A 23,038-nucleotide genomic window follows, 5' to 3' on the forward strand; every position below is an offset into this window, starting at 1 on the left:
CCGCTGGCCGACCGGGCCCGGGAGTGCTAGGAATCGCAGATGACGCAAGAATCCTTGCACCGGGTCGTGGTCGTCGTGGACGACAACTCCAACCCGTTCGAGCTGGGCTGCGCGACCGAGATCTTCGGCCTGCGCCGCCCCGAGCTGGGCCGCGACCTGTACGACTTCCGCCTCTGCTCCCCCACCCCGCGCACGCCGATGCGCGACGGCTTCTACACGCTGACCGGGGTGGCCGGGCTGGCGGCGGCCGAGCAGGCGGACACCTTGATCGTCCCGAACCGTCCCGACGTCGAGGTGCCCCGGCGCCCGGCGGTCCTGGCGGCGATCCGCCGTGCCCACGCCCGCGGCGCCCGCCTGATCGGCTTCTGCAGCGGGGCCTTCACGCTGGCCGAGGCGGGTGTGCTGGACGGGCGCCGGGCCACCGCGCACTGGCAGTGGGCCGACGACTTCCGCGCCCGTTTCCCGGCCGTGACCCTCGAGCCGGACGTCCTGTTCGTCGACGACGGTGACATCCTCACGGCCGCGGGCAGCGCGGCGGCGCTGGATCTGGGCCTGCACGTGGTCCGGCGCGACTTCGGCGCCGAGGTCGCCAACGCGGTCAGCCGCCGCCTGGTCTTCGCCGCCCACCGCGACGGCGGCCAGCGCCAGTTCGTGGAACGCCCGGTGCCGGCGATCCGCGACGAGTCCCTCGCGCCGCTGCTGGCCTGGGTGCAGGAGCACCTGGACCAGCCGCTGACCGTGGCCGACCTGGCCGGGCACGCGGCGATCAGCCAGGCGACCCTGCACCGCCGGTTCCGCGCCGAGCTGGGCACGACGCCGCTGGCCTGGCTGACCGGCGAACGCGTCGCCCTGGCCTGCCGGCTGATCGAACGCGGCGAGTCCCGCTCCGAGGTGGTGGCCCGGCGCACGGGCCTGGGCACCGCGACTAACCTGCGGGCTCTGCTGCGCCGGGAGACGGGTCTGACCCCGACGGAGTACCGCCGTCGCTTCGGAGCGGTGTCACGTTGAGGTCCTCGATGCGCTGCCAGAGGGGGCGCAGGGCGGCTTCCGGCTCGCGGGCGAAGATGCTGCCGCGGATCCGGACGAAGACGCAGTTGCCGACCCGTTCCAGCACCGCCTGCCGGCGCATGTCGCTCTCCCACTGCTCCGGCCCGTGGTACGCGTCCCCGTCGCACTCGATGGCCAGGCGGCGCCCGTCCGGGGCGTTGAGCACGAAGTCGATGCGGTAGCCGCCGATCCGGAACTGCGGGGTCGGCCGGTAGCCGCGCTTGACCAGCCGGCGCAGCACCTCGCGTTCGAAGTCGCTCTCGCAGAGCAGTTCCAGGTCCGGTGCGGTGGTCTGCACCGGCAGGTTCAGCGCGTAGTTCAGCAGCAGCGCCCGCGCGTCGTCGGCCAGCAGCGACGACGGCCGGACCGAGTAGAAGATCCAGAGCTGGTCCCGGGCGCGGGAGGCGGCCACGTTGACCCGGCGGTGGTACTCCCGTTTGGTGAACGCTGAGGGCCGGCCGTCGTTGTCGGAGACCACCATGGACACCAGCACGACGTCGCGTTCGTCGCCCTGGAACGTGTACGCGTCGCCGACCCGCAGCCGCCGGGCCTCCATCTCGTCCTCGCCGATCGCCTCGCGGATCCGCGACAGGAGGTAGGTGGCCTGTCCGCTGGTGCTGAGCAGGCTGATCACGCCGATCGTCCTACCGGCATACGACGGATCGGCCACCAGAGCGGACACCTGCGCCACCAAGGCCTCAGCCTCGGCGACGTTGACGTCTCCGTAAGGCGGCAGCGGCTGCCGGGTCCCGTCCGGAACGAAAATCGGCCGCACCGGGGAATGCACCGCCCGGTCCGCGCGCAGCGGCTGGATCTTGCCGTCGTAGTAGTGCCGGGACGAGAACTCGATGATCTGCGGCACGCAGCGGAAGTGCTCGGTGAGCAGGATCCGTTCCGGCGAGCGCCGCACCGCGTGGTCGTAGAGCGAGGATTCCGGGTCGAAGTGCTCGGCCGACGGCACGTCGTCCAGGTGGCTGTGGATGAGCCCGGCGACCGAGCCGACGAAGCCGAGCTGAGGGCCGATCTGCTGGTCGTCGCCGACCACCACGGCCCGCTCGGCCAGCGACAGCACCGGCAGCGCGAACAGGTCGGCCTGCGATGCCTCGTCCACGATCACCACGTCGAAGTGCGCGCCCCCGGCGAACTGCTCGATCGCGCGGTCGACCGACATGACCCAGACCGGCACGGCCTCGACGGCGGACTCCATGGCCCGCTGGGCGTGCGCCTGCCAGGCTGCGGCGCTGCGGCCCGTACCCTTGCCGATCTTGCGCAAGGCGGTGGTCCAGTCGGCCAGCGCGGCCCGCCGCCGGTCGTCGAGGGCGCGGGAGACCTCGAGCCAGGCGGACGCGACGACGAGGTCCCCGGTGAGCCGCCGGATCTTGTCGCGGGCCAGCTCGACCCGGCGGTTCAGCACGGCCGGGTCGACGCTGCCGACGACCTGGTCGAACCACGTCTGAGCCTGCCGCCACTGCCAGGCCCGCAGGCAGAGAGTGCCGGACACGGCCGGCACCAGCCCGGCGTCGATCTGGGCGGCCCACTCCGGGGCCACCTCCGCCAGCTGGTCACGCAGGTCCACGTACCGCTGCACGTCGGGCCGCAGCGCCGTGAGCCGGCGCGCCTCGGCGACCAGCGCGTCCCATTCCTCCAGGCCGGGCGCGAACCAGGCCGCGGCCAGCGGCGGCCACGGCACCAGCGCGTCCGCGACCGCGCGGTCCGCGGCCTCCAGCTCATCAAGGTTGAAAACCACCAGGAGGCCGCCTTCAGGCCGGTCAAGGGTGGTGGCGGGGTGGTTGGACGGGGCGTCGAGCAGGGCGGAGACCTCGGCCAGCCGGGCCGCGTCGAGGTCCAGCTCCTCCTGGGGTACGAGGACCCGCAGCCGAGCGGACAGCTCGGGCCACTCCCGGGCGTCCCAGCCCAGCGACTGGGCGGCCTCGGCCAGCAGCGTGCCGGCCCACACCTCCGGGTCGCCGGGTCGTTGCGGGATGGCCAGCCGCTGGATCCATTCGCCCCAGTGCTCGCCGAGCCGGCGCCGGGCCTGCCCCCGCCGCACCCAAGCGGCTGCCAGGTCGACGTCCTCGACCGTGCGCAGTGCCTCACCGTCGACCCGGACCTCATCGGCGACGCGCCACAGGCCGGCCTGCAGGATCCGGTTGACCCCCCGGCCCGCGGCGAACCGTTCGCGCAGCTCGCCGAGGCCGATCAGCAGCCTCTTCGGCTCCGCGGCCAGCGCTTCCGAGGCGGTGACCCGGTGCCCGCCGAGGGCGCGGGCCAGCTCGGCCAGGGTGCGCTGCAGCTCCTCGGTCGCGCTCACGTGGTCGGTCCACAGGGTCGCCCAGTGCGGGTCGGACAGCAGCCGGCCGAGCCGGTCCGTCCAGGTGCCCTCCCGGCGGTGCAGCCACGCGACCGCGTCACGCAGGCCGTCGAGCAGCTCAGCGACGGCACTCGCGCCCTGGGTGCGTACCGCATCGGTGTCGACGCCGGCCGCCTCCAGGCGGGCGACGCGGTCGGCGGCCGACTCCCGCTCGGCCCGCGCCTGTCTTGCGGTCGCCGCGTCCGGCAGCGCCGCGACCTCCGGCAGCGGGCGCAGCGCGGCCGCCCGGTCGGCCGGCGAGAGCCGCGCGGCGAGCTGGAGCAGGGCGGCGAACTCGTCCGCGGACAGCGGCGGCCGGTCGGCCGGCGAGACCGGGTCGGGAATGCCGCCGTGCGCGGCGGCCCGCTCCCGCAGCCAGGCGCCGACCTCGGCGGGCGAGAGCCGCACGTCGTCGATCCGGTACGTCGCAGCCTCGTTCTCCGCGATCGCCCGCAGCCCACCCAGCGCCGCCGCCAGATCCTGCTCGGCGTCCTCGAGCCGCCGGGTGAGCCGTTGCACCCGGCCCTCCTCGGCCTGCTGGTCGAGGGTGGCGGCCCGATCGGACAGCTCCCGGGCGGCCAGCTGGAGCTGCACGAGCTGGTCCGTGGTGCGGCCCAGCACGGCCAGGCAGAGCGCCTGCACCTCGGCCGGCAGCCCGTCGCGGAGCACCCGCAGCGGGTCCTCCTTCTGCGCGACGACCAGCACCCGCTTGCCGTTGGCCATCAGATGGCAGATCAGGTTGCGGATCGTGTGGGTCTTGCCGGTGCCGGGCGGGCCCTGCACGGCCACGTTGCGGTGCAGGGCGAGCCGGCGGGCGATCGACTCCTGGGCCTCGTTGGTCGGCAACGGCATGAGCAGCCGCTCCCCCACCCGGTGCCAGTCCTCCGGCCGGTCGTCGGGCATCCGCAGCTTGCTGGGCTCGTGCGCGACGATCGCGGCCAGCGCGCCGATGCTGGTGGTGTCGCCGGCCAGCAGCCGGTCGCGCAGGCTCTCCAGAAAGCCGCGCAGCAGCCGCTGCCGCGGCCGGGCGAACAGCACGCCGGTGTCGACGATGTGCGAGCCGGTGGCGACCTCACCCGGCGCGACGACCCGCCGGTCGTAGCCGAGCCGGCCCAGGGCCCGCTCGAACAGCTCACGGCGTTCCAGGTCGTCCCAGAGGTCGACCTCCAGGGTGCCGGCCGGCCCGGCCAGCCCCAGGAGCTGCCCGAGGTAGCGCTCGTCCAGGCCGGCCAGCGCGTCGGTCTGCAACCGGGACGGGCCCTGCGGCGAGACGGTGATCAGCGAGCGGTCGGGGTCGTACTCGATCAGCACCGGCGTCGCGACCAGCGGATACCGCACCCGGTGGCCGGCGATGACGGTGTCCAGGATGCCGTGGCCCCAGACCAGCTCGGTGCTGGCGGCGGCCATGTCGACCTGGTGCATGAGGTCGAACAGCTGCCGGTGCAGCACCCGGGCCCGTTCCGCCTCGGCGCTGGCGATCGACCAGGGCCGCCACACCTCGTCCCGCCAGGTCTCGAACTCCTCGCCGTCGGCCTTGGGCTCGTCGGTCGGGCTGATCTCGTTGAGCCGGCGGCGCAGCTCGGCGGGCACCGCGACCGGAGCCGGCGGGTCCGGCAGGCCGACCCGCAGCCAGCCGGTGCCGTCCGCGACCGGCCCGATCGAGCACGCGGGGTGCTCCGGCAGGGCATCCATCCGGTACGCGTCAGCGGGCAGCGTCCGCGCGGGGCGTTCCATATGTGCGCGGACAGCGAGCAGGTAATCCGCGACGGAGACGGCCCGGTCCCGGATGACGGTGGGCGACTCAACATGCGGCGCGGACATTCTTCGCAGGTTATCCGATGTCCGCAGCCATCAGGGGCGGCGCGGAGGGCGCCGGCACGGCTATGGTTTCGCGGCCGGCTCGACGCTTCGGGGGAGATCATGTCGCAGGACCCGCCGCAAGGCGACTGGCAGGGCTGGGACGCGCAGCCCCAGCAGCCGTACCCCTATCCCTACCCCTACCCGCAGCAGGTCGGCTTCGATCCGGCCGACCCGCTGGTCAGCAACGACTTCAACGGCTGGTGGCAGCGCAGCTTCCGGCTGCTCAAGGCGGCGTGGCGGCCGATGGCGGTGATCCAGCTGATCGTCGCCGTCCCGACGCTGGTGCTGCTGCTCCCGGCCATGCTGGCCTTCCAGGACGAGCAGCGGGTCGCGCAGGAGAGCCTGCAGGCGTCGGTCGACGCCGGCACCCAGCCGGACTTCTCCCTGTTCTTCGCCGGGCTGACCGTCCTGCTGCCGGCCGCCGCTGTGGCCGGCCTCTTCTACATGCTCGGCCAGCTGGCCAACCAGCAGGTGGTGGTGTTCACCGCCACCGGCCGCACCGGCAACCTGGTGGGCCCGGCCCTGCTGGCCGCGGCGAAACGCCTCCCGGCGCTGCTCGGCTGGTATCTGCTGGCGATCCCGGTGCTGATCGTCGCGACGGTGCTGTGCTTCTTCCCGGTGTTCTACGTGGGCGCGGCCCTGACGGTGCTGCCGGTGGTGGTCCTGCTGGAACGCGGCAACGGCATCGGCCGCTGCTTCCAGCTGTTCCACGCGAGCATCGGCGTCTCGGTGGCCCGCATCGCGACGATCTTCGGGCTGAGCGTGGGTGGAGGCCTGCTCCTGGCGCTGGTCACCACGCTGGTCGACGTGACGCTCGGCGGCAGCTACACCACCCCGAACAGCACGGCCACGGTGATCAACACGCTGCTCCAGACGGCGTACTACGTGGTGAGCTACGTGATCCTGGCCCCGCTGCTGGTGACCACGTACGCCGACATGCGCGCCCGCCGCGAGCCGTTCACCACGGCGAGCCTGCTGCCCGGCGCCGCCTGATCAGGCCTCTTCCGGGTCGCGCCCCTGAGCGGCGCGGCCCCCGTCGACCGGGAGCACCGCCCCGTTGACGAAGGAGGCCGCCGGCGACAGCAGGAACGCCACCGCGTCGGCCACCTCGGTCACCCGGCCGAGCCGCCCGACGGGATGCAGCAGCCGGATCTCCCGCGCGAAATGCTCGGCCCCGGCCTCGTCCAGCCCGGCCACGTAGCCGTCGGACCGTTCGGTGGCGATCGAGCCCAGCGCAACCGCGTTCACCCGGATGCCGCGGGGTCCATAGTCGACGGCCAGCGCCCGGGTCAGCCCCTCGATCGCCGCCTTGGCGGTGGCGTAGGCCAGTGCGCCCCGGACCGGGCGTTGGGCCTGGTGGGACGAGACGTTGACGATCGCTCCGGTGCCCCGCGGCAGGAAGTGCCGGACCGCCGCCGCGCTGCCGACCACCACCGGATCGAGGTTGCGGCCGACCAGCGCGATCAGCTCCGCCGGCGGCACCTCGTGCAGCCACGCGTCGCGGAACACGGCGGCGTTGTTGACCCAGCCGGTGAGCGGTCCGGCCGCCGCGGCCACGGCGGCGGCCTGCTCGGCAACCGCCGGGTCGGCGGCATCACCGATGACCGGCAGGATCCGTCCGGCTGCCGGATGATCACCGACCCAATCCAGTGCCGCCGGGTCGAATTCGAGCACGGCCACGGTGTCGTGCTCGCCGGCCAGCCGCTCGGCCACGGCCCGGCCGACACCGCGTCCACCGCCGGTCACCACGTAGGAAGCCATGCCCTCAGCTTTCCAGCCGGGCGGCTGCCGCGCCGCGCACACCGGCGTCCTCCATCGGGTCGTCACGCAGGTGGCTCAGCCGCTCGCGGGTCTCGGCATCAAGCGCGACGTGCTCGGCGGCCAACCGGCGAACGCCCTCCTCGCAGTCCCACAACCCTTCGACCAGCAGGCTTTCTGCGACCGCCGGGTCAGCGATCCGGTACGCCCGCAGATAGCTCGCGCGTTCGTAGCTGTGCGGGGTGAGCCAGACCCGTCCAAGGATCGCGACGACCGGGCCACCGATCCGGGCGAGGCCGGTGACCAGCTCGTCGTACCCGCAGAGCTGGTCCGGCGTGCTGTCGAGCCAGGCGATCTCGGCCAGCAGCACCGGTACGTCGGCCTCGTCGCCGTGGGCAGCGAGCGTGGAGATGGCCGCTTCCCGCAGCGGGCCCTCGGCTGCGGCCCAGCGCCGGGCGGCCGGCACCGCCGTACTGCCCAGGGGTGCGATGGCCCGGGCGATGGCACCACCGAGCCCGGCGGCGTCCATTGTGGTCAGCACGTCGAGCAGCTCCGGCTCGCCCGGGCGCCGGGCCAGTTCACGCAGCGCCGAACGGTGCAGCCACCGGGGTGCCGGATCGCGCAGCACGGCCAGCAACTCGCCGCTCGACCAGGTCCGGTACGACGACGGCGGCGCACTCCGCTGCGCCGGCGGCTCCCGGTCCCGAGCCAAGTCCTCCCACCAGGAGCTGGGCCAGGAGCAGGCCACCTGCTCAAGGACCTCGGTTCCGCCCGGCCCACGCACGATGTAGTCCCGGACGCCGTCGACAACCTCGGCAATCCCGCGCCCCGGCCGAGCCCCCGCTGCAACTGCCCCGCGACGGTGTCCGGGGGGTCGCAGTCCATCACGGCGCCAGCCGCGCCGCCGCCGCGTCACGGACCTCGGGGGTCTCGATCGGATCGTCGCGCAGGTAGACCAGGCGTTCCCGGATCCAGGAGGAGAGCCGCACCCGCTGCACGGCCAGCAAGCGGACGTCCCCCTCGCAGTCCCACAGCCCTTCCCGCAGGCCGCTCTCGGCGCCGTCCGGATCCAGCGCAAGGTACGCCCGCAGATAGCTCGCGCGTTCGTAGCTGTGCGGGGTGAACCACAACCGGCGCAGCAGCTTCGGGACGCCGGCCGTGCCCGGTCCGCCGATGCGCGCCAGTCCGTCGACGAGGCGGTCGTAGCCGCAACGGTCGCCAGCGCGGGCATCGAGCCACGCGATGCCGTCGAGCAGCAGCGGCACATCGGACTCATCGCCGTGGGCCGCGGCGAAGAGCAACCTGTTCCAGCGGTCCGGGCCGGCCGTGTTCCGCTCCTGATCGCCCGGCGGGACGGCCGGTTTGTGCGCGGCCGGGCCGTCCACCGGTGGCCGCAGGTCCTCCCAGTACTCGACGGGCCACTCCCGCGACACCACCTGCAGCACCTCCCGCCCGCGGGAGCCTTCGGTCACGTAGCGGCGCACCTCGTCCACCACGCCGTCCACACCGGCCCGGCCCAGAACTTCGAGAACCTCCAGCGTGTTGGTGAACTCATTGTTGTCTTCGTCAGGATCCGCGGTGTGCAGGCGTTCGGTGAGAGGCCCGGCGCTCAGTCCGAGGTCACGGATCAGCCGGGCCAGGTAGACGGCGCGCTCGTCGATGCTCCACCACCAGCGGTAGTCACGGCGGACGCACGCGTACACGGTCTCGGCGTCGCTCACCTCGTGGGCGCCCCGGCCGAGGCCGCGCTGCACCTGCCCGGCGATGGTCCGGGACGGTTCATAAAAAGTCATCGCCAGGCAGTGTGGGCCCCGGCACGGCCGGCCGTCCGCTGATTTTCAGACGATGGCGCTGTATGCGTTCAGGGCCGGCTGGCCGCCGAGGTGGGCGTACAGGACCGTCGCGTCCTTGCTGATCTCGCCCCGGGTGACCAGGTCGATCAGGCCGGCCATGGACTTGCCCTCGTACACCGGGTCGGTGATCATGCCCTCGGTCCGGGCGGCCAGCCGCATCGCTTCCAGGGTCGTCTCGTCCGGGATGCCGTAGATGCCGGCGTGGTAGCGGTCGTCCAGCAGGATCTCGTCGTCGCGCAGGTCGCGGCCCAGACCGATCAGCTCGGCCGTGTTGCGGGCGATCCGGGCCACCTGGTCCCAGGTCTCCGCCGGCTTGGCCGAGCCGTCGATGCCCAGCACCCGCCGCGGCCGGTCGTCGCCGAGCGCCGCGAAGCCCGCGATCATCCCGGCCTGGGTGCTGCCGGTCACCGAGCAGACCACCACCGTGTCGAAGAAGACCCCGAGCTGGGCCTCCTGGTCGGCCACCTCGCGCGCCCAGTTCGCGAAGCCCAGACCGCCGAGCCGGTGGTCGGAGGCGCCGGCCGGGATCGCGTACGGCTTCCCGCCGCGCGCCTCCACCTCCGCGATGGCCTGGTCCCAGCTCTCCTTGAAGCCGATCCCGAAGCCGGCCTTGACCAGCCGTACGTCGGCCCCGGCGAGCCGGCTGAGCAGGATGTTGCCGACCTTGTCGTAGACGCTGTCCGGCCAGTCGACCCAGCTCTCCTGGATCAGCACGCACTTCAGTCCCGCGTACGCGGCCACGGCGGCGACCTGCCGGGTGTGGTTGGACTGCACGCCGCCGATCGAGACAAGCGTGTCGCAGCCCTGGGCCAGCGCGTCGGCCACGAGGTATTCGAGCTTGCGGGTCTTGTTGCCGCCGTACGCGATGCCGGAGTTGCAGTCCTCGCGCTTCGCCCACACCGCGGCGCCGCCGAGGTGCCGGGTGAGCCGGTCCAGGCGGTGCACGGGCGAGGGCCCGAACAGCAGCGGGTACCGGTCGAAGTCGTCCAGCGGCATGGCAGCTCCTCAGTCGGGTCCTGCCGACCATCCTGCCAGGTCAGGCCGGGTGAACCCGGCGAGAAGGCCGGTGTAGTGCTTCGGCGGCGGCGCCGCATATTCGGTACGCGGTGAGGTCCGCAAGCCCAGCGTCACCAGCGACTGCACGAACACCGTCGCGGCGGCCACGCCGTCCACCACCGGGACGCCCAGTTCGGCGGACACCCGCGCGCAGAGGTCGGCCATGCCCGCGCAGCCCAGCACGATGACGTCCGAGTCGTCGCGTTCCAGGGCGGCCCGGCCCACGGCGATCACGCGTTCGACGGTGTCCGGGTCAGTCTCGAGCTCCAGGACCGGGATGGCACACCCGTACACGCCTCGGCAAGCCCGTCCCGCGCCGTAGCGCGCGGCCAGCTCCCAGGCCCGGCCGCGGGTCCGGTCCAGCGTGGTCACCACGCTGAAACCGCGGCCGAGCAGCGTCGCCGCGTGCATCGCGGCCTCGGCGATGCCGACCACCGGCCCGGCCGCCAGCTCCCGCGCCGCATCCAGGCCCGGATCCCCGAAGCAGGCGATGACGTACCCGTCGACGCCTGCCCGTTCCCCGGCGGCGACCTCGGTCAGGATGCCGGGGACGCTGAGCGCCTCGTCGTAGTGGCTCTCGATCGACGCCGGGCCCAGCGCCGGGGTGACCGCGTCGAGGCGGGTGCCCGGGCCGATCACGGCCCGGGCACTCAGCTCGATCGTCTCGGTCATCGCCACGGTGGTGTTGGGGTTGATGACCCGGATGTGCATGGTCAGGCGACCTCTTCGAGCACCCGGCTGCGTTCCCGCACCCGCATCCGCCGGGCCAGCCCCAGGTAGACCAGGAAGCCGAGGGCCATCCCGATGAACCAGCTGTACTGGGCGGTGGTGTGCATGCCCGGCCCGCCCGTCCACAGCACCGGCACCATGGCCACGACCGCGCCGATCGCCGTCGCGATGACGGCCGGCGGGTTGTAGCCCTTGTGGTAGAAGTAGCGGCCCTCGGGCGCCATGGTGAACATGTCGTCGACCACGACCTGCTGCTTGCGGACCAGGTAGAAGTCGGCGATCAGCACCCCGAACAGCGGGCCGATGAAGGCGCCCAGCGTCTCCAGCGTGTAGTGGATGACATCGGGGTTGTTGTAGAGGTTCCACGGCGTGATGAGCACCGAGCCGACGGCGGCGATCATGCCGCCGGCGCGCCAGCTGATCCGCTGCGGGCTGACGTTGGAGAAGTCGAACGCCGGCGAGATGAAGTTCGCGACGATGTTGATGCCGATGGTCGCGATGGTGAAGGTCAGCGCGCCGAGCACGATGGCGAAGGTGCTGTCGATGCGGGCCACGGTGGCCACCGGGTCGGTGATGAGCTCGCCGAAGACCGGGATGGTCAGCGACGAGGTGACCACGACCAGGATCGAGAAGGCCAGGAAGTTCACCGGCAGGCCGAGCAGGTTGCCCCGCTTGACCGCCCGGAACGACCGGCCGTACCGGGAGAAGTCGCCGAAGTTGAGCATCGGCCCGGAGAAGTACGAGACCACCAGGGCGATCGCGCCCAGCATGACCGGGATGGCACTGGCCCCGCTGTACTTGACCTCACCCAGGTTCAGGTTGATGGCACCCCAGCCGGCCTGGTAGATGAGATAGCCGGTCAGCACGATCATGACGACGTAGACGGCCGGCCCGCAGAAGTCGATGAACTTGCGGATCGTCTCCATGCCGGTCCAGAAGACCGCCGCCTGCAGGACCCAGAGCACGGCGTAGGTGCACCAGCCGAGCAGCGGCAGCCCGAGGAAGCCGTACTGGTTGACGTCCGCGTACGGCATCAGATCGGGGAAGAGCTTGAGCACCACGACGTCCAGCGCCGCCGAGGCGAGGTAGGTCTGGATGCCGTACCAGGCGACGGCGATCGCGCCGCGGATGATGGCCGGCACGTTCGCGCCGAGGACCCCGAAGACAGTGCGGCAGATCACCGGGTACGGCACCCCGGTCAGCTGCGACGGCTTGGCGACCAGGTTGCAGAAGAAGTAGACGATCGAGATGCCGACCAGCAACGAGACGAGCACCTGCCAGCTGGACAGGCCCAGCGCGAAGAGGCTGCCGGCGGTGACGTACCCGCCGACGCTGTGCACATCGGACATCCAGAACGCGAAGATGTTGTACGAGCCCCAGCTCTGCTTGCGCAGCGGGGCGAGGTCCTCGTTGGTGAGCCGGGGGTCGTACCCGGGCTTGATCTCTCCCGAACCGACCGGCATGCCGGCGGCTTCGACGAGATCGGAACTCTTGGCGACAGTGGTCTCGGCCATGCCCACTCCTGGGGTCGAGCGGCTTCGTTGCGGCTCACGCTAGGAACGGGCTGTTTCGCGGTGATGAGCGGAGAGATATATCTATCCCGGGCTTCGCTCGCCCTCGATGAAAAGCCCGGTGTCCTGGGGCAGGTGGGCGATGCAGGCCTGCAGGCGCTGGTGGTGTGCCGCGCAGACCGCGATGAGCCCGTCGGTGTCCCGGGCGGTGAAGGCGGCCAGCATCGCCGCGTGGTCCTGGTGCAGCAGGGCCCGCTCGGCGGCGTCGAGGTGCGACATCGGCTGCAACGGCTCGGTCATGTTCCACGCCGTGCTGAGCATGTGCAGCAGCCGGCGCATCCGGCAGGCGCGGATCAGCGCGAGGTGGAAACGCCGGCTCTCCCGGTGGTGGGCGCGGCCGTCACCGGCGATGACGGCGGCCTCCAGCGCGGCGTGCGCGGCCCGGGCCTGCTCGTCGTCCTCGGCTCCGGCCAGCGCCACGGCGACCCGCAGCGCGGCGGTCTCCAGCGCCTCCCGGACCAGGTAGATCTCGCCGAACTCGGCCATGGTCATCCGGGCCACCCGGTAGCCGGTGCGCGCCCGGTGGTCGACCAGCCCCTCGCCGATCAGCGTCATCAGCGCCTCGCGGACCGGGATGCGGCTCACCCCGAAGGAGGCGGCCACGCCGTCCACCGGGATCAGCGACCCGGGCGGCACCTCGCCGTCGAGGATGCAGCGGCGCAACTCGTCGAGGATCTCGCGCTGGGAGCTGCCGTGCGGGCGGTTGGCCAGCCGGGACAGCAGCACCGAGCGGACGCGCGGGTTGGGCATCGCCCCTCCTCGGACCGAGGATGTGGCCCTGACCCTATTCCCGCCACGTTATCGCTGTGTTGCGGCTGCTCCGCCGGCTGACACAGACCTCCGCCGCCTGCGGCGTGTGCCGGGCGGCGGACGGAGGGGGACGTGCTCTAGGGGAACTGCATGCGGCGCGGCCGCGGGATCACCGGGGGCGGCAGCGGCAGGTCGGCCAGATGACTCCAGTTGAGCGAGCCGTTGTCGGTCGACTTGATCTCGCCCAGGCAGGCCCGCAGCAGGCCGAGGTTCGGGGCACCGGCGTAGCCGGCGATGACCACCTCGGGTGTCGGATCGAGCTGCGCGATCGCCGCGCAGATCTTCGAGACCTCGCGCTCGTCGACCGCGTCGAGCGGGAGCGGCGCCTCCGCCTGCGAGCGGCGCCACGGCGGCCCGAACCGGCGCAGCAACTCGCGGGCCAGCCGGCCGAAGGAGCGGCCGACCTCGGCATCCGCCATGGACATCCGCGCCGACTGGCCGTAGCACCAGGGCACCACGACGTGGCCGTTGATGACCACGAGCTGGTAGACGGACCGGGGGACGCTGATGATCTCGGCTCCCGGCAGCGTGCCGAGAAAAAGGACCAACTCCTCGTACGGCAGGGGCCACCGAGGATTGGTGAGCACTCGTTCCGTGGTCGTCGTCATAGCGGGATGAGCATGGACCTCGCGGTCGATCGCCGTGCTCAAAGCTTCGGGAACTCGGGTCCAGAGCTCTGCGGCAACCTTGTCGCCGAACTGCTCGACCACCCACTCACTGGGACCGACGAGAACGTCTGGGCGCATGCGGTACCACCACCGTCCGTGTCGCTGGCGCTACGTCTGGGTAGAACAGTTCCACTCACGGAGATCGACTGGAAGACCAATCATCGCCGATCTCAAAAACATCCATGAATGAAAACCGGCAGGACGGTCAAACCGTTGCGGCGACGTTGGAGCAGCAGGTCCGCGACTCGCGAAACATGCAACTTGCATGGCGAACCGCTGTGCAAGTTGCAGGCCGGCTCGCGAATCAGTCCTCTATCCGACAGTGAACTCCTCCCATATTTCGAGCCGATGACCGTCACGCGAACATCAACGGACAGTGATCAAGGCTCGTCGCCGGCTCGCGGAGCCGGTAACGCGCCCGGCGGTGATCGACCCGGCCGGCACCACAGCGCCGCCGACCCGGCGGACGGCCGCTGGCTGGCCCTGTTCGGCGTGCTGACGCTGGTGTGCGGCGGCGTCTTCGGCTTCAGCGTGGCGCGCAGCCGGGTCACCGCCGGCCGGGCGCAGCAGGTCGAGCGGGCGATCCGCGCGACCCTCGACCGGCCGGGCGCCGCGCTGCTGCGCGGGGACCGAAGCGGATGGCTGAGCGGCGTCGACCCGGCACTGTCCGGCGACCTGACCCGCCTGTACGCGAACCCGCGCGGGCTGCGCGTCTCGGGCTGGCTGCCCCGTACCCGCAACGTGCGGACGGGACCACGGTGGACGGCGGACATCCAGATCCGGGTGCGCTTTTCGGCGCCGGCCTGCCCGCGGACGCCCGAGACGTACGTGCCGGCGGGTGACGTCATCTCGGCCCGTACCGAATGGCTGGAGACTGGTGACCGGGCGGTGCGGTCGTACGAACTGATGGCGGACGCGCGGCGGCACGGCGAACCGAGGAGGCCGGCGTTCTTCACGGCGGGGGCCCGCCGAGGCGAACCGCCGGTGGAGGCGGCCGAGGGGACGCTGGAGATGCCGTGGGACCAGGTGCAGAACGCCTGCCGAGCCGAAGATCTTGTCGTGGCTCAAGCCCGACGCCGCCGCACCCCGACAACCAGCGCGATGACGGCTCCGGTGAGGACGAGGATGCCGACCCCACCGATCGCCAGGATTGGCAGACGGTCATCGTCGTCACCCGTACCGGTGATGACTTGGGCCGATGTGGCCGGCGCCGGCCGCGAAGGCCGAGCAGCAGCCTGCAGCGCGGCGACCAGATTGAGCTCCCCGTGCCCGTAGCTGTCATCCCGCCCGGGCGCGCCCCTGTCCGTGGCGGTCGACTCGAGAACGGATACGACGTCGGCGGCCGACAGCCTCGGATACTTCGACCTGATCAGAGCAGCCGCCCCGGACACGATCGCCGCCGAAGCGCTGGTGCCCTCGACCACCCGGTACTCGCGATCCAGCTTGCCGCCGATCACCGGAATGTCGACGCCAGGGGCCACCAGGTCCAGCTGCGGCCCCCGGTGCGAGAACTTTGTTGCCTCGCCTTTGTGTCCGCTGGCCCCGACAGCGAGAACCTCCGGACAGGCCGCGGGATAGTCGCCGTCGATGCCCTCCTCACCGTCGTTACCCGTGGCCGCCACCAGCACCACGTCGGATCTGGCAGCGGCGTCGACGGCTGCGGTCAGGTCATCACCGCCCCCGACGGCGAACGACATGTTGATCACCTTGGCGTCGTGGTCCACCGCCCACTCGATCGCTTTCGCGACGACGAGCGGGCCGCTCGCGGGCCTGATCGGCAGAACCCGGGCGCGCGGGGCGATGCCGAGCAGGCCACGATCGCCGCCGTGGCCGCGGGCGGCGATGATGCCCGCCATGGCCGTACCGTGCCCCAGCTCGTCCTGACGTCCGTCGCCGGAAGCCGTCACGTCGAAGCCGGGCAGCACGGCGCCCTTCAGGTCGGCCCGATCGGCCTGGACGCCCGTGTCGATGACGGCGACAGTGATGCCGGCTCCTTCGGAGACCCGGTGAGCAGCCGCGATGTCGAGCCGCTTCAGATACCACTGCGCGTCCCGGCGCTGGTCGGCCCGGGCCGGCAGTCCACTCAGCACGGGCATGAGCAGGGCCGCCGCGACAACCGTGGCGACGCCCCGAAGCATCACGGACCGCTTCACCCGTGCCACCCGATGACCCCGGGACCCGGATCGTGACGGTACGTCTTGCGGGACGGCTCGATGACCGGAGAGACGCCCTGCGAGGTCACCCATCGGCTGTCCGCGTCCAAGGTGATCTCCGTATCCGGATCGTCGGCGTCCGGACGGTGACTTCCGCTCATCGGCATGGCCGACGACCCCGCTGTACCCGTGCCTGCTCGCGGGGCCTGCCCTGATGCCGGTGGTAGCCAGGAGGGTGGCGTCGGCTTGACCGGTCCGGCTGGACCCCGGCCCGCCACGCCGTTGCCGATGACCGCACCCGGCGGCAGTCCGCGCTGCGTCGCGCCGCCCAGAGGGGTGCCGGTAGGGCCCCGGCCTGCTCTGTCACCGAGTGGGACGCCGGTCAGGCCGCGGCCCGCCCCACCACCGGGCGGGGTGCCGGTCATGCCTTGGCTCGCTCCGCCACCGATGACAAGTCCCGGCAGCTGCGGCGCCCCGCCAGCAGCGGTGGACGGCGCCACCACGCTCGGCGCCGGGATGGTCGGCGCAGGGGTGCTCACCTCCGCCAGCGAGGGTCCGGCCGGGGTGCCCGGCGCAGTAGGGCCGGCCGGCTCCTGGCCAGGCACGGGAGGCGGTGGGTCGTGCGGAACCGCGATGCTGTCCGCAGCGCCGATACCGGCTGCCGGCCGGCCACCGGGCCGGTCACCACCTGATTCGTCGCCCGGCCGGGTGCGGGTCTCGTCGGGCTGGAACTCGTAGATCGCCGGCGCGGTGATGGCGTTGCCCGGATGCGCCACCCACGCCTCGGCCTCGCGCATGTGCTGGCGCGCCTGCTCGTCCAGCTCTTCCTCGGCGTGGTCCCACCAGCCGGGCACCCAGTCGTCACTCTTGTCGAGATAAGACCGGTAGAGCGGCGCGATCTTCTCCTTCGCCTGCCGCAACGCCTCAAGAATCTGGCCCAGCGCGCCGGCGTTGGAGTCGGCGATGTCCTTGTTCGCCTGCATGGTGAACAGCAGCTCATCCATCTCGTCGACGAACGCGCGGGCAGCTTTGTTCTGCTCCGGTGGCCAGGCGTCGATCAGCTTCTGCTTGGCGGCCTCGAGCCGCGAACGCTGATCCTTCAACAGACCGGCCATCGACCCCAGGGCGGCCACCTGCCGCCAGGCTTCCGGGTCGTCCTCGTTCGCGACCATCGCCCAGATCCGGGGCGTGTTGTAGGAAGACCACGGCGTCACGCCGCTCGGAAGGAAGGTGCCGTCACTCACGGCGCCTCCTCGTCATGTCGAGCGTCCGTCACCGGCCGACCACCGGGATACCGGGCCGCCTGCTCCCGGTCCGCGGCGACCGTCAGCATGTAGTTGATGTTGTGCAGGCTGCGGGACGACTGATCATCAACAGCACGGAAGTCCTTGGCCGCCTGCTCGGCAGCATCAGCGAGAATCCTCGCCGCCTCGACGAAGCGGGTCAGATTGGTCAGCGAGTGGGCCAGCGCCTCGGCGTAACTTTCCTTGGCCCGCAACACGGCGTTGCTGGTATTGGTGGTGCCGAAGGTGATGCCCGCGGAGAACGACTGCCGGGACCGGGCCACGTCGACCGGGTCGACCTTCTCGGCATAGAACCGCACGCCACCGGCGAACTCGACCAGGCCGCCCGTTTCCAGGTGTATCGAGCTGTCGCTCATCGCTGCCTCCCGTGTCGTCCCGGGCGCGGACCCCGCAGGGAAATACCGACACCGGCCGACGTCCGTCAGCCCGCGCTCACAACCCCCATCCGCCAGCAACACGTCCCCCGGACCCGGTCCGGTTCACCGCGGACCTCAATCCTCCCGATACGTGAGGTCCACCAATTGCTGGAGGAGATCAAGCGCTGCGGCGTCGCCGCCGGGATGTCGGTCACATGCCGTCCTGGATCTCCAGCAGTCTCTGCCGGCGGCTCTCGTCGATGGCCGCATATGACTCCGCCGTTGCCCGCAGGCGCGCGCCCGTGCCCTCCAGCGCCTCTGCCGCCGCCCCGATGCCGTCGACCACCACGTCCTGCAGAGCACCCAGCATCACCGGGACCATCACGCACAACTTCCCGTACGCGTCGGAGCCCGGCCGGACCGCCGCCCCAGCCTCCGCCGCCGTCGTCACCCGGCCCGCGATCGTCTCCACGTGGCCGGCGTGGGTCACCAGCTCTTGCGGGCGTACCTCGAACTGGTCTGTCATCGCGTGAGCGAGGCGATCACGGCCTTGCCCGTCTCCGAGTCGGCGCCGACGGTCTCGTCGGTGACCACCGTCGCCTTCGCAGTCAGATCCGCCTGCGCCGCCGCCAGGGTCGCCAGTATCTGCCGGGCCGTTTCCGTCGCCGGCTGCCGGCGGATCCCTTCCTCCAGCTCCAGCCCGGTCAGCGCCCCGCCGGCCCCGACGGTCACCGTGACCAGGCCGTCGTCGCTGCGGGCCGCGCCGCTGAGCTGGGCGAGCCGGGCGGCGAGCTCGCGGGCCTGCGCGGCCCGCTGCTCGAATCCGGCTTGCCAGTCGTCGACGCGGCGCTCGGCCGCGTCCAGGTCCGGTCCCTCGAACATGGATCCACCGTAGTGCCGGGGTGCGACAGAGCGCTCTAATCTCGGCCGGTGACCACGTCATCGATCCAGGAGCTGACCGCCCGCGTCCGGGCCTTCGCGGACGAGCGGGACTGGCAGCAGTTCCACACGCCCAAGAACCTGGCCATGGCGTTGACCGGGGAGGTCGGCGAGCTGGTCGCCGAGTTCCAGTGGCTCACGGCCGATCAGTCCGCCGCCGTCATGGCGGACCCGGAGCTGGGTCCACGGGTACGGGCCGAGCTCGGCGACGTCACCATCTACCTCGTCCGGCTCGCCGACGTACTGGGCATCGACCTGGTGGCCGCTGCCCTGGACAAGCTCGCCGATTCAGCCCGCCGCTACCCGGCCCACCAGGCCCGCGGCTCCGCGGCAAAGGCGCGCGACAAAGCCGAAACGCACAACGAAGCCGAACCGCGAGACAAGACCGAAGCGCGCGACAAGGTCGATTAGGGTGCAAGACCGGCCAGGTGGGCCAGCATCGACTGGTTCGCCTCCCACCCGTCCGGGAACTTCACCGGTACGCCGAGATGCACCGGTTCCGTCGACGGGTGGGCGTCCAGCAGTTCCGCGATTCCCGCCCGCGCCACCACCACGCACGCATGCCGGTGCCGCGAGGTCAGCACGCACAGCCGCCCTGATTCCAGGTGGAACGCGGTCGCGTCGCGGCGGCCCGACAGCGGGTGCAGGACCACCGTCAGGTCGTACTCGCGGCCCTGCAGACGGTTGGCCGTGTCCACGGTGATCTCCCGGGCGTGGGCCGGCAGGAACGACCTGATCGCCGCAACCTGGTCGCGGTGGGCCGCCCCGATCGCGATGCGGTCCGCCGTCAGCGGGGTCTCGCCGGTCTCCGACACGGCCAGCGCGCCGCGGGCCAGGGCCCGGGCCGCGATCAGGGCGCATGCTGCCGCCGCCTCGGCGTCTGTGCGGACCGTGAAGCGGGCCGGGAGTTCGTGCAGGCCCCAGCCGGTGGCCGCCGCCACGTCGAGGACCCGGTCCACGTCGGTCGACGCCGGTTCGGTGAACGTCAGCCGGCGGTCCTCAGGACCGGTGCCCGAGCGGAAGCCGGTGAACGGGTAGAACGCGGCCGCGACCACCGGCGCCGCCGAGGCCGGCAGACGCCACGACACCGGGAGGCGGTGAACCGGCAGCGTCGGGTTGTGGCGCAGCAGCACGGCCACCGCGCTCTGCATCGGGTCCCAGCTCAGACCCGTCCAGCGGTCGACCTCCACCGTCGAGAACGGGTCGAGCTGGCCGGGGTCCCCGACGAACAGGGCGCGTTCGAAGCGGGGGGCCACGCGCAGCAGGGCGTCCGAACGCATCTGGTACGCCTCGTCCACGATCGCCCAGGGCCAGGTGCCCTCGGTGACCGTGGCCCACTTCGCCGCTGTGCCGATCGTGACCGGCGGGCCGCCCAGGTCCGGGACCTTCGCGCCGACGCGGCACGCCGGGTGGTCGCGGACGCGTTCCGAGGCCGTGTAGTCCACCGCGGACAGCCGGCCCACCCCCAGCGCCGGGTGTTTCACGCCGAGGCGCTCGATCAGGTCGTCCACCTGTTCGTTGGTCTGCGCCACGATCATCAGGGAGGTGCCGGTCGCGGCGAGGACGCCGGCCGCGCGTACCACCAGGGTGCTCTTGCCCGCGCCGGGCGGTGAGTCGACCACCACGCCGCGCTGCTCGGAGGTCGCGAGGTCCCGCAGCACCGCGTCGACGACGTGGGCGGCCGCCGCGGCCGGGGAGTCCAGGGACATGGTCACCGAGGCACCGTATCCCGTGACGCCGGCGGCCGGGATCCTCGCCTGGGGTGAGGAAAAGTCTCCACAATGTCACTCGTCGGATATCTGACGCTACTTTGAGTGAATGACCGATGGGGTATACCGTCCGATCCTGCGGCCCCGGCGCGGTGAACTCGCCGCCCTGCACCACCTGGACGCCGCCACCGCCGGCCGGGTCATGCCGATCATCGAGCTCTCCCCCGGCGACCGCCTGCCCCAGCTCGTGCGGCAGATGCCACCCCGGACCGGCGCCATCGCCGTCGACCTGAGCGCGGTCGACGAGCCCGAGGACCCGCTCGACTCACCGCCGCTGGAGCTCGCCGAGGAACTGGCCGAGGTCGGTGTGGCCATGTTGCCGGTGCTGCGGGCGTACGACAGCCGTCGCCGGCTGGTGGAGCACGGCCTGGCCGCTCGCATGCACCTCGGGCGGGCCGTCCTGCGGCTGCAGCCGCACCGCGACGCGCGCAATCCGGCCACCGCGACCGAGACCACCGACCGGCTGCTCGCCGGGGCCGGCCTCGAGGCCGAACGGGTCGACCTGGTCATCGACCTGGCCGAGACGGCCTGCGCCGCGCACGCGAACAGGTTCGAAGAACGGGCCCGGCACGTGCTGCGCTGGGCGCGGTCGTCGCCGTGGCGCTCGGTCACCGTCGCCGCCGGCGCGATGCCGCCGAACCTGGACGCCCTGCCCACCGACGAGGCGGTCCCGGTCGGGCGCCTGGACGCCCAGGTGTGGGCGCGGCTGTCGGAGCCCGGCGTCGGCTATGCCGACTACGGCGTGACCTCACCGGTACGGCGCCTCGGCATCAACCACCGCCAGCTGCCCACCCTGCGCTACACCACCGACCGCGACTGGTGGATCTACCGGTGGGCCCGGCGCGGCGCCCGCAGCGACGACCGCTGCCACGACCTGTGCCGAACCCTGGTCGACTCGGCCCAGTGGCCGGCCGCGGGCGCCCGCTTCTCCTGGGGTGACGCGCAGATCGCCCGGCAGGCCCGCAGCGCGCGCGGCGGCGGCAGCTCGGCCAACTGGATCGCCTGGAGCACGTCCCACCACATCGCCCACATCCTGCGGGCCCTCCCCCAGGAAGGCGCGTAGGGCTTGCCCTAGCCGAGGTGCCAGGTGGCGATGACGTCGATGGTCGGCCAGACGAAGACGATGTCGCCCTTGGTGTTCGGCACGTCGAAGACGATGGTCGTCTTGTAGGTGCGGCCCGCCACGAGCCGCCGGACGAACGCGCCGTAGTTCTTGTCGCAGTTGCTGCCGTACGCCGAGTTCAGCCAGGTGCCGTCGCGCTGCTGGAAGCGGAACGCGTAGTCGGTCACGTCCGGCTCGCCGGCCAGCACCTTCACCCGCAGCTCGGTGGGCAGGTAACCGCCGTTCTCCGGCTTGCGGGCGTACGAATCGCAGCCGGTCTTACGGAACTTGCCGGTGCGCACGGTGACCTCGAACCGCACCCCGCGCTCGCCCTCGACGACGAACTTCTCGCCGTTGGCCAGCCGTTGCGGCCCGATGCGTTCCAGCAGTGGTCCGGACGGCTCGATCAGCCCGGGCGCGGTCACCCGCCCGGAGGCGCGAGGGGCCGGCGACGCCGCGTTGAGCTCTGTCGCGGCCCGGTCGTAGATGCCGGCCGCCAGGTAGACCACGGCGGCGGTGCCGGCCAGCAGCAGGACCAGACCGACCGCGAAGTAGGCGGTGACGAGCCGGCGGGAGAGCGTCCCACGGGTGCGCGGGCGCCCGATCACGACCGGCTTCAGCTGCGCCGGCACGGTGTCGTCGGCCGGCGGGGGCGGCTGGTCGACCGGCGCCATCTCCGCAGGCGCGGGCTCGGCGTGCGGCTCCTTCGTCACGGCGGTGGATCTCCTCGAACGGTGGTGAGTGGTGCGAGCGCAGCATAGAGGCCGCCGTTCACTGCCGCAGTCCCAGCTTTCTTCGTACACTTGTGCCAATGCTGCTCGATGCCGCTCTCGCGTACGCCCGGCACGGGATTCCCGTCCTGCCGGTGCACTCGCCTGCGGCCGACGGCTCCTGCTCCTGCGAGCGGCCCGGTTGCGAGCGGCCCGGCAAGCATCCGCGGCTGCGTCACGGCCTGACCGATGCCAGCGTCGACCCGCGCCGGATCGAGATGTGGTGGACGCGCTGGCCGGCGGCGAACATCGGTTTGCGCACCGGCATCGTGATGGACGTCGCCGACGTCGACTCGCCGGGCGGCTGGCACGGCCTGCGCCACCTGCTCGGCGACGCGATGCCGGTGGGTCCCCAGGTCCGCACGGGCGGCGGCGGCTGGCACTTCTGGTTCCGCCCGCTGGGGTACGGCAATCGCGTCAACCTGCTGCCGGGCGTCGACTGGCGGGGCGCCGGCGGGTACGTGGTCGCACCCCCGTCCCGGCACGCCGACCGCACCACGTACTACTGGACAACCGGCCCGGGCGCGGAACCACCCGAGGCCCCGCCCGCCCTGCGTGAGCTCATCGCCGGCCCGGAACCACCGTCCCGGCGCGGCGGCACCGGCCCGGAGCGGATCGCCCACCCGGATCGTTACGCGTCCGTGGCCCTGGCCGCCGAGACCGACCGGGTGGCCCGCGCGCCGGTGGGCACCCGCAACGACACCCTCAACCGGGCGGCGTTCGCGCTGGGCCGGCTGGTCGGGGCGGGTCTGCTGGAGCCCGCGCTGGTGACCGAGGAGCTGTCGGCGGCGGCTCGCTGGGCCGGGCTCGGCCGCACCGAGACGATCCGCACGATCCGCTCGGGTCTGAGCGCCGGGCGCCGTCAGCCGCTCGACCCGGGGCGGCGCGACGTGGCGTGATCAAGCGGTGACGGCGCCGCCCTGGCAACCCGGCCGGTGCCGGG

Annotated in this window: 21 protein-coding genes; 5 read left to right on the forward strand and 16 right to left on the reverse strand. The window is 72.2% G+C overall.

Annotation, left to right across the window (positions count from 1 at the left end):
* The first annotated feature begins 39 nt into the window (after positions 1–39).
* Positions 40–1,008 carry a GlxA family transcriptional regulator gene (locus tag ACZ6S4_RS22350; RefSeq protein WP_465476775.1) on the forward strand — a complete coding sequence of 323 codons (969 nt, stop codon included), beginning with the start codon at positions 40–42 and terminating at the stop codon, positions 1,006–1,008.
* Here ACZ6S4_RS22350 and ACZ6S4_RS22355 read toward each other — a convergent pair.
* Complete coding sequence (locus ACZ6S4_RS22355) at positions 926–5,218, reverse strand: AAA domain-containing protein (protein WP_465476776.1); 4,293 nt, start codon at positions 5,216–5,218, stop codon at positions 926–928. The genes ACZ6S4_RS22350 and ACZ6S4_RS22355 overlap by 83 nt on opposite strands.
* 99 nt (positions 5,219–5,317) lie before the next feature.
* On the opposite strand from ACZ6S4_RS22355, the gene ACZ6S4_RS22360 reads away from it, so the two are divergent.
* On the forward strand, positions 5,318–6,250 hold the full coding sequence (locus tag ACZ6S4_RS22360; protein ID WP_465476777.1) for a hypothetical protein: 933 nt from the start codon (positions 5,318–5,320) through the stop codon (positions 6,248–6,250).
* Here the strand turns inward: ACZ6S4_RS22360 and ACZ6S4_RS22365 are convergent, their stop codons facing one another.
* The 13 genes from ACZ6S4_RS22365 to ACZ6S4_RS22425 all read right to left on the reverse strand — a co-directional run bounded on the left by ACZ6S4_RS22365 (position 6,251) and on the right by ACZ6S4_RS22425 (position 18,397).
* Positions 6,251–7,018 (reverse strand): SDR family NAD(P)-dependent oxidoreductase, encoded by a 768-nt coding sequence (locus tag ACZ6S4_RS22365; RefSeq protein WP_465476778.1) that lies wholly within the window; start codon positions 7,016–7,018, stop codon positions 6,251–6,253. It abuts the gene before it with no gap.
* Positions 7,019–7,022: 4 nt separating this feature from the next.
* Positions 7,023–7,727 carry a hypothetical protein gene (locus ACZ6S4_RS22370; RefSeq protein WP_465476779.1) on the reverse strand — a complete coding sequence of 235 codons (705 nt, stop codon included), beginning with the start codon at positions 7,725–7,727 and terminating at the stop codon, positions 7,023–7,025.
* Between the two features lie 172 nt (positions 7,728–7,899).
* On the reverse strand, positions 7,900–8,808 hold the full coding sequence (locus ACZ6S4_RS22375) for a hypothetical protein (RefSeq protein WP_465476780.1): 909 nt from the start codon (positions 8,806–8,808) through the stop codon (positions 7,900–7,902).
* A 45-nt stretch (positions 8,809–8,853) separates the two neighbouring features.
* On the reverse strand, positions 8,854–9,864 hold the full coding sequence (locus tag ACZ6S4_RS22380) for a 1-aminocyclopropane-1-carboxylate deaminase (RefSeq protein ID WP_465476781.1): 1,011 nt from the start codon (positions 9,862–9,864) through the stop codon (positions 8,854–8,856).
* 9 nt (positions 9,865–9,873) lie between these two features.
* Entirely contained in the window at positions 9,874–10,635 is a 762-nt protein-coding gene (locus tag ACZ6S4_RS22385) for an aspartate/glutamate racemase family protein (protein WP_465476782.1), read from the reverse strand.
* 2 nt (positions 10,636–10,637) lie between these two features.
* Positions 10,638–12,167, reverse strand: coding sequence for an NCS1 family nucleobase:cation symporter-1 (locus ACZ6S4_RS22390; protein ID WP_465476783.1), 1,530 nt, complete (start codon positions 12,165–12,167; stop codon positions 10,638–10,640).
* 81 nt (positions 12,168–12,248) lie between these two features.
* On the reverse strand, positions 12,249–12,974 hold the full coding sequence (locus ACZ6S4_RS22395; RefSeq protein ID WP_465476784.1) for a GntR family transcriptional regulator: 726 nt from the start codon (positions 12,972–12,974) through the stop codon (positions 12,249–12,251).
* Positions 12,975–13,111: 137 nt separating this feature from the next.
* Entirely contained in the window at positions 13,112–13,780 is a 669-nt protein-coding gene (locus ACZ6S4_RS22400; protein WP_360819712.1) for a hypothetical protein, read from the reverse strand.
* A 986-nt stretch (positions 13,781–14,766) separates the two neighbouring features.
* A complete protein-coding gene (locus tag ACZ6S4_RS22405; RefSeq protein ID WP_465476785.1) occupies positions 14,767–15,855 on the reverse strand; it encodes a S8 family serine peptidase in 1,089 nt (362 codons plus the stop codon).
* Positions 15,852–17,099, reverse strand: coding sequence for a WXG100 family type VII secretion target (locus ACZ6S4_RS22410; protein ID WP_465476786.1), 1,248 nt, complete (start codon positions 17,097–17,099; stop codon positions 15,852–15,854). The genes ACZ6S4_RS22405 and ACZ6S4_RS22410 overlap by 4 nt, the downstream gene beginning before the upstream one ends.
* A complete protein-coding gene (locus ACZ6S4_RS22415) occupies positions 17,096–17,515 on the reverse strand; it encodes a hypothetical protein (protein ID WP_465476787.1) in 420 nt (139 codons plus the stop codon). The genes ACZ6S4_RS22410 and ACZ6S4_RS22415 overlap by 4 nt, the downstream gene beginning before the upstream one ends.
* Before the next feature lie 211 nt (positions 17,516–17,726).
* Complete coding sequence (locus ACZ6S4_RS22420; RefSeq protein WP_465476788.1) at positions 17,727–18,041, reverse strand: type VII secretion target; 315 nt, start codon at positions 18,039–18,041, stop codon at positions 17,727–17,729.
* A complete protein-coding gene (locus ACZ6S4_RS22425) occupies positions 18,038–18,397 on the reverse strand; it encodes a YbaB/EbfC family nucleoid-associated protein (protein ID WP_465476789.1) in 360 nt (119 codons plus the stop codon). The genes ACZ6S4_RS22420 and ACZ6S4_RS22425 overlap by 4 nt, the downstream gene beginning before the upstream one ends.
* A gap of 63 nt (positions 18,398–18,460) precedes the next feature.
* Here ACZ6S4_RS22425 and ACZ6S4_RS22430 point away from each other — a divergent pair, with 63 nt between their 5' ends.
* The gene (locus ACZ6S4_RS22430; RefSeq protein WP_465476926.1) at positions 18,461–18,865 is read left to right on the forward strand and encodes a nucleotide pyrophosphohydrolase; all 405 of its coding nucleotides are present in this window, start codon (positions 18,461–18,463) and stop codon (positions 18,863–18,865) included.
* On the opposite strand, the gene ACZ6S4_RS22435 is transcribed toward ACZ6S4_RS22430, so the two are convergent.
* Positions 18,862–20,163 carry an AAA family ATPase gene (locus ACZ6S4_RS22435; RefSeq protein WP_465476927.1) on the reverse strand — a complete coding sequence of 434 codons (1,302 nt, stop codon included), beginning with the start codon at positions 20,161–20,163 and terminating at the stop codon, positions 18,862–18,864. The genes ACZ6S4_RS22430 and ACZ6S4_RS22435 overlap by 4 nt on opposite strands.
* Positions 20,164–20,272: 109 nt before the next feature.
* On the opposite strand from ACZ6S4_RS22435, the gene ACZ6S4_RS22440 reads away from it, so the two are divergent.
* Complete coding sequence (locus tag ACZ6S4_RS22440) at positions 20,273–21,286, forward strand: beta family protein (protein WP_465476790.1); 1,014 nt, start codon at positions 20,273–20,275, stop codon at positions 21,284–21,286.
* 8 nt (positions 21,287–21,294) lie between these two features.
* On the opposite strand, the gene ACZ6S4_RS22445 is transcribed toward ACZ6S4_RS22440, so the two are convergent.
* Positions 21,295–22,038, reverse strand: coding sequence for a hypothetical protein (locus ACZ6S4_RS22445; RefSeq protein ID WP_465476791.1), 744 nt, complete (start codon positions 22,036–22,038; stop codon positions 21,295–21,297).
* A 98-nt stretch (positions 22,039–22,136) separates the two neighbouring features.
* Between ACZ6S4_RS22445 and ACZ6S4_RS22450 the strand changes: the two genes are divergently transcribed.
* The gene (locus tag ACZ6S4_RS22450; RefSeq protein WP_465476792.1) at positions 22,137–22,994 is read left to right on the forward strand and encodes a bifunctional DNA primase/polymerase; all 858 of its coding nucleotides are present in this window, start codon (positions 22,137–22,139) and stop codon (positions 22,992–22,994) included.
* Positions 22,995–23,038: the final 44 nt, after the last annotated feature.

Source organism: Actinoplanes sp. NPDC051405, assembly GCF_055586185.1.

Coding starts and splice junctions, on each gene's coding strand:
- ACZ6S4_RS22350 (WP_465476775.1), top strand. CDS start 40: ATGACGCAAGAATCCTTGCACCGGGTCGTGGTCGTCGTGGACGACAAC.
- ACZ6S4_RS22355 (WP_465476776.1), bottom strand. CDS start 5,218: ATGTCCGCGCCGCATGTTGAGTCGCCCACCGTCATCCGGGACCGGGCC.
- ACZ6S4_RS22360 (WP_465476777.1), top strand. CDS start 5,318: ATGTCGCAGGACCCGCCGCAAGGCGACTGGCAGGGCTGGGACGCGCAG.
- ACZ6S4_RS22365 (WP_465476778.1), bottom strand. CDS start 7,018: ATGGCTTCCTACGTGGTGACCGGCGGTGGACGCGGTGTCGGCCGGGCC.
- ACZ6S4_RS22375 (WP_465476780.1), bottom strand. CDS start 8,808: ATGACTTTTTATGAACCGTCCCGGACCATCGCCGGGCAGGTGCAGCGC.
- ACZ6S4_RS22380 (WP_465476781.1), bottom strand. CDS start 9,864: ATGCCGCTGGACGACTTCGACCGGTACCCGCTGCTGTTCGGGCCCTCG.
- ACZ6S4_RS22385 (WP_465476782.1), bottom strand. CDS start 10,635: ATGCACATCCGGGTCATCAACCCCAACACCACCGTGGCGATGACCGAG.
- ACZ6S4_RS22390 (WP_465476783.1), bottom strand. CDS start 12,167: ATGGCCGAGACCACTGTCGCCAAGAGTTCCGATCTCGTCGAAGCCGCC.
- ACZ6S4_RS22395 (WP_465476784.1), bottom strand. CDS start 12,974: ATGCCCAACCCGCGCGTCCGCTCGGTGCTGCTGTCCCGGCTGGCCAAC.
- ACZ6S4_RS22400 (WP_360819712.1), bottom strand. CDS start 13,780: ATGCGCCCAGACGTTCTCGTCGGTCCCAGTGAGTGGGTGGTCGAGCAG.
- ACZ6S4_RS22415 (WP_465476787.1), bottom strand. CDS start 17,515: ATGAGCGACAGCTCGATACACCTGGAAACGGGCGGCCTGGTCGAGTTC.
- ACZ6S4_RS22420 (WP_465476788.1), bottom strand. CDS start 18,041: ATGACAGACCAGTTCGAGGTACGCCCGCAAGAGCTGGTGACCCACGCC.
- ACZ6S4_RS22425 (WP_465476789.1), bottom strand. CDS start 18,397: ATGTTCGAGGGACCGGACCTGGACGCGGCCGAGCGCCGCGTCGACGAC.
- ACZ6S4_RS22435 (WP_465476927.1), bottom strand. CDS start 20,163: ATGTCCCTGGACTCCCCGGCCGCGGCGGCCGCCCACGTCGTCGACGCG.
- ACZ6S4_RS22440 (WP_465476790.1), top strand. CDS start 20,273: ATGACCGATGGGGTATACCGTCCGATCCTGCGGCCCCGGCGCGGTGAA.
- ACZ6S4_RS22450 (WP_465476792.1), top strand. CDS start 22,137: ATGCTGCTCGATGCCGCTCTCGCGTACGCCCGGCACGGGATTCCCGTC.